The organism is Psychrobacter sp. ENNN9_III (assembly GCF_001462175.1).
GTDB lineage: Bacteria > Pseudomonadota > Gammaproteobacteria > Pseudomonadales > Moraxellaceae > Psychrobacter.
Map to the genome: position 1 here is coordinate 1 of NZ_LNUO01000126.1, position 5,647 is coordinate 5,647.

Consider the following 5,647-nt stretch of genomic DNA (forward strand, 5'->3'; position numbering starts at 1 on the left):
CCCCCCGCGGGCTTTTTAGCAGGTTTTTTTGTGTCTAGAATTTATTTTTTGACTTAGACACTTTCCAAATCTTCTAATATCTCACTCATATTCCGATACCGCCTCTCTACTCGCTTCGCCAAAGCCTTATTAATAATTCTCTGATAGCCCTGATACTCTGGTGGCAAGGTTGGGATAGACTGCTGACAATGCTGAATTGCCCAATTTTTTAGCGGTTCACAACTTTGAGAATTTAACTGAAATGGCCTATTGCCCGTTAATACCTCATACAACATTATTCCAAATGCATAAATATCACTTTGTACCGTTGCGCCCTGCCCTTGCCAGCATTCAGGTGCAAGATAAGCTGGCGTGCCTGCAGGGTTTGCTACGCTGGGCTTATCAATATTCTCTGCTAACGCAAAATCAGTCAGCAATAAACTGGGCATGATGATGCTATTATCCGCACTATTCGGTAAAAAATTATCTAGCAAAACATTACTCGGCTTAATATCATTGTGCAGCCAGCCAGCTCTATGAATATTGGCTATTAGATGCGCGATCTGGTTTATGAGTTGCTGTTTTGTCTTATCACTTAATGATGAATACTCCTCATTACTTAACTGCTGTGCCAAGCTACCATTCTCGTAGTAAGGCATAGCAAGGAGATTAAGCTGCCATATTTGCTCTAAAAATTCCATATATACAGTTTCGAAAGCTAATACTGGGGGTACGATAGTTTGAGGAATGTTCTGAGCCTCAGTTAACTGTAAAATACTGACAGCGTTTAAGACCGCAACTTCAGTTTGTAAGGTAGACAACTCATGATTACTATGCTGACTAAGCTCCCACTTAATCATGACACAACCAAACTGCGAATGGAGCGCACGCGTTAGCCCTTGATAGCTGGTTGTTTTGAGCTGCTGCTTTTGGTCATTATTTTGCTGGCTAATACGTTGATGAGCTATCTCATAATAGCCTAGTTTTGTTAGCACAGTATTTAATTTTGGTAGTAGCTCTTCCGCTTGCCTACGCAAGGTTAGCTTTATCGCTTGTATTGTAGACAGATTGCTGGCACTATTTTTCATGGTACAACCAAGCCCTTATAGAACTGTTATAAACTAAATGAAACGTAACCTGAATTATTAGAGTCATTATGTCCCAATCAACCAATTCGTTCGCTAATAAGTTGTCCACTGATTACGCCCTACCTGCCCCTTTATTGGACTTATTAAGTCAATATTTAGCAGAGCACGTGACCCCTACTATCAAAATTGATCCTGCACAGCTGGCGTATCGCTGGGTTGGTGGACGCACCGGACATTTAGAACCGTTGGCGGTTAACTTATTTTTGAGTTTGGATGACTTGCATGGTATCGACTCTCAAAAGTCAAAGCTGGTACAAAACACACGTCAATTTCTTAAAGGCTATCCAGCCAATCACGTATTGATGACTGGGACACGCGGCGCAGGTAAATCATCACTGATTCGAGCGTTACTGCAAGCCTATCATAGCGAAGGCTTACGCATTATTGAGATTGCTCGCGATGATTTGTTGGTATTAGACAAGATTCGCGCAGCTATCAATGAGCTACCTGCTGACTGTGGTAGTCGCTATGTAGTGTACTGTGATGATCTTGCATTTAACGGTCAGGATGAAAGCTATCGTACGCTAAAAAGCGTATTGGATGGTTCGCTCGATTCTGAGCAAGATAAACTATTGGTATATGCGACCAGTAATCGTCGACATCTATTGCCTCAGCTGATGAAAGACAACGTCAATATTTATGATGGAAACACCGATGAGGTCAATCCTTATGAAACCATTGACGAGACCGTATCGCTATCTGATCGCTTTGGTTTATGGTTGTCGTTTTATCCTATGAATCAGCAAACGTATTTACAGATTGTTCAGCATTATCTAAGCTTGCAGCCAGCACGAATTACTAGCGATGTTATGAATGCTAATAGTGATAACAATAGTAATGATAAAGCGGTTGACGAAGCGCTTGATAAGGAACTTAATGAGACCACTAGAGCGGCGGCACTGCGTTGGGCATCAGAGCGTGGTGGCCGTTCAGGGCGTGTGGCTTATCAGTTTAGTCGTTATTGGATAGGGCAATCTCAATTGGCTGCTGCAGATAGTCAGTCTTAACTCATTTGCTGTCTCGTGCAGATCCTACATACTGCACGCGGCTGTCTGCTTGACCTTCAACTACTTCTACTGCACCATCTACCCTATATTGCGCAAAATCTTCAGCCAGCCATAAATTACCTTGATAAACGCTTTCGGCATCTAGACGGATATGCCCCATATTAGGCATCGTGCTATTTGGATTATCAAAACCCTGATAGCGCGCACTAAAATGTGTCAAAATGAGATTAGGTAGGCCAATATCTTGAGCAAACTTGCCAACTCGCTGCGCACTACTATGCATGGGGTCAAAATCTGGATTTTTGGCTTGAATCTTAGCCAAGACTTCATTGGTATAAGTCGCCTCATGCACCAATAAATCCGCATCTCGTAGCGCTGAAGTTAAAAGACTTGGCGTATCATTATCACCTGCTACGACTACTCTTGTATGCTGCTCATCATTATTGACATAATCTGCTGAGCGTAACTGCTTACCGTCCTCAGTTGTAACATCTTCACCTTGCTGCAACCTTCCCCACACCTTACTAGCTGGAATACCAGCTGCTAGCAACTTGTCGGTATTGAGCGTGCGACGACTGATAGTCTGAGTGATACCAAAACCATAGGATGGCACACGGTGTGATAGAGAATGGATATCTATCGCTAGCTGTTGTTGCTTGTCTAAGCTAAAATTTACCTGACCTTTATTTTCACTATCTAGCTGAGACTGCAAATCTTCAATTACCATAAAATCGATGGCAAATGGCAAATGCAACTCAGTAGCTAGTATTACAGCATCTAGTAGTTTGCTAATGGCTTTGGGTGCGATGAGCGTCAGCGCCTCTTTACGTCCTGACATGGCAGCACTAGCGAGCAATCCTGGCAAACCATAGCAATGGTCGCCGTGCACATGAGTAATACAAATAGCGGTAAGCTGATGTAGTGATAGTTTGGTATGGAGCAGTTGTTGCTGCGTGCCTTCACCGCAGTCGATTAATAACCACGGACGCGATTTTTTACTCTGCTGTTGATTAGATCCTGATAGATACGGATTAAGGCACTCAATCGCTAACGCAGTGACATTGCGCTGCTTAGTCGGTACGCCTGCTGAGGTTCCTAAGAAGGTTAATTGAAGCATAGGTCGTCATTCATCACAAAATTCATTCATATTTAATAAGAAGTTATGATGATTTACAAAGAATGGTCTTATCACCTTCAACGACTTGGCCACCATTAGCAAAGCATTGGTTGACCATGCTAGATTCGTGTGACTTCCAACCCCCGTAAAAACTGGCTATACATAATAAAACGACTAATATCTTTTGCGACCACGCTTTAACGGTTACTTGCTGAGAAGCAAGCTGCTGCTGTGCAAGCTGATCTTTATCGGAATTAGAGGGTTTATTTAAGTTATTAGGGTCTGTCATTATCTTACCTTTTATAGGGCTATTTATGCATAGGACATATTAAAATGAACATGCCCTAAACACAATCAACATATGAATACATAGCATCCATGAGCGCACTGATATATTTAGTGGTCCTAAAACTGGACACGGCCACCTTTGGCTTCAGCTTGCTTGAAAGCTGCACGCGCTTCACAGCGCTTTAACCAATTTAGTATGTTGGCGTATTTTACTTTGTCGAGCCCACTTCCTGCATTGGTAGCGACGACCACAAGATGCATTTGAATGTCTGCAGCACTAAAGGCTTCGCCTGCAAACCAATGATTGTGCTGTAGTTGCTGCTCCATCATGTTTAGCATCGTTGTCAGACTATCATTGATCATATTGTTTTCGACTTGCTTACGAATGCTTTTACTCACAGGCTTGATAAGCATTGGTGATTTTTCGACCACTTTCGTAAATACCAAACGCATGACCAATAGCGGCATTATTGATGCTTCGGCAAAGTGCAGCCAAAAAGTATAAGCTTCCCACGCCTCTTCATTATTATCAGTAGGTTTGAATTGCTGTTCTTTATCATAATGCTTAAGTAAATACTCAATGATGAACCCTGATTCGACCAGCGCACGCCCGTTCACCTCTAAGATAGGAGTATGGCCGAGTGGATGGATTTTCTTTAGGCTATCAGGCGCACGGTAAGCTTTGTTACGCTCATAACAGGTGAGCTGGTAGTCTACGTTTAACTCTTCTAAAAGCCATATAATACGAAACGAGCGTGAGTTCTCTAAATGATGCAGATGTAACATGAATTCATCCTAATGATAAGTGGTAAATTAAACAAAGTAACTTATTGATGCTATCGATGATAGCGCACTTAGCCATGCTTTAATACAGCCAGATCATCCAATAACAGTCAAAAGCAATGGCTGTGTGGTCAGTTTTATATCTCGTATCTTTATGGACTATCTTGAATATAGCTGATCAATTTTATGTGAGATTTTATTCATTTTGGATTGATAACGTCTAATCTTACGAAACCGATGCGCAGCCAAGACACCTTTGATACGGCGATTCTTTAAACGGCGACGTGGTGGAAAACTGCCAACTTGTGGTTCGTTGTAACCATGTAGACGGTTGTCACGACGGCGTGCTAAGTAACCAAGTCCACTATCCATAATCATAATCAATAACGCAACAAAGATCATGCCGTACATAAATAAAGAGCCACCCTCCTCAACGCTTTGATGCAAAATAGTGACAGAAAATATAAATAAGAATATGGGCTCAAGATAGCATAACGTCCCAAATAATGAGACTGGCAATTTTTGACTGGCTACCATAGTCAATGACATGGCAGCAGTACTGATCACACCCAATAGCGGCAAAAAATACCAAAGCTTATTGGTAGATATGGCCAGTTCAAAACCGCCATTCATATAAAGTGCGACCAAGACGATGGGTAATAGCAAGACAAGATCAGAGATAAGACCTGTAATAGGCGGCACAGCCATTTTTCGACGTAGCAAATAATAAGGCGGATACCCCAAGCAGACGAACAATGTCGCCCAAGATATTGCCCCGTATTGGACAATATCATAAGCAATACCTGCTCCTGCAAAAATTATCGCAACCCACTGCAGCCGGCTCATGCTTTCATGATAAAAAAACCGACCAACTATGATCATAATCATAGGATATAAAAAGTAGCCTAAAGTCACCTCCAAACCAAGATCGTTCACTGGTGCCCACATGAATATCCAAATTTGTGCACCTAAAATAGGCGTGGGAATAATAAACAAAAACCACTCTTTCGCTGTTTTTAGCGTCTTTAGATAATCAAAAATATGTTGCCATTGCTTTAATACACTAATCAGGAGCACTAAACTAAATAACATCATGAGCACACGCCACGAGGCAACCTGCGTGCCTGATAGCGGCTGCATAATCAATCCAAACAAAAACAATAACGAGTATAAAAAATTTGCAGCTACCGCGATGATCGTGCCCTGCGACGTTTGGTTGGTAGGGAACATAATAACAGCCTTAAAAATTAGAGCGCTTCCTTGGCAGTTTTAAAAAAAAACAAAAGCCTCCGACGTCTACGTCGGCTGCTATATAAAATTTTCGG

Annotated in this window: 6 protein-coding genes; 1 reads left to right on the forward strand and 5 read right to left on the reverse strand. The window is 42.0% G+C overall.

Features of this window, described 5'->3' with window-relative positions:
* Positions 1 to 53: 53 nt before the first annotated feature.
* Entirely contained in the window at positions 54 to 1,067 is a 1,014-nt protein-coding gene (locus tag PENNN9_RS07650) for a serine/threonine-protein kinase (protein WP_058369107.1), read from the reverse strand.
* 68 nt (positions 1,068 to 1,135) lie between these two features.
* Between PENNN9_RS07650 and PENNN9_RS07655 the strand changes: the two genes are divergently transcribed.
* Positions 1,136 to 2,134 carry an ATP-binding protein gene (locus tag PENNN9_RS07655; RefSeq protein ID WP_058369108.1) on the forward strand — a complete coding sequence of 333 codons (999 nt, stop codon included), beginning with the start codon at positions 1,136 to 1,138 and terminating at the stop codon, positions 2,132 to 2,134.
* Position 2,135: 1 nt separating this feature from the next.
* On the opposite strand, the gene PENNN9_RS07660 is transcribed toward PENNN9_RS07655, so the two are convergent.
* From PENNN9_RS07660 to rarD, 4 genes are all read right to left on the reverse strand, one after another.
* Positions 2,136 to 3,251 (reverse strand): ribonuclease Z, encoded by a 1,116-nt coding sequence (locus tag PENNN9_RS07660; protein WP_058369109.1) that lies wholly within the window; start codon positions 3,249 to 3,251, stop codon positions 2,136 to 2,138.
* A 43-nt stretch (positions 3,252 to 3,294) separates the two neighbouring features.
* Positions 3,295 to 3,540, reverse strand: a complete 246-nt coding sequence (locus tag PENNN9_RS07665) for a hypothetical protein (RefSeq protein ID WP_058369110.1) — start codon at positions 3,538 to 3,540, stop codon at positions 3,295 to 3,297.
* 116 nt (positions 3,541 to 3,656) lie between these two features.
* On the reverse strand, positions 3,657 to 4,325 hold the full coding sequence (locus PENNN9_RS07670; RefSeq protein ID WP_058369111.1) for a glutathione S-transferase: 669 nt from the start codon (positions 4,323 to 4,325) through the stop codon (positions 3,657 to 3,659).
* Positions 4,326 to 4,481: 156 nt separating this feature from the next.
* A complete protein-coding gene (gene rarD, locus PENNN9_RS07675) occupies positions 4,482 to 5,552 on the reverse strand; it encodes an EamA family transporter RarD (protein ID WP_058369112.1) in 1,071 nt (356 codons plus the stop codon).
* Positions 5,553 to 5,647: the final 95 nt, after the last annotated feature.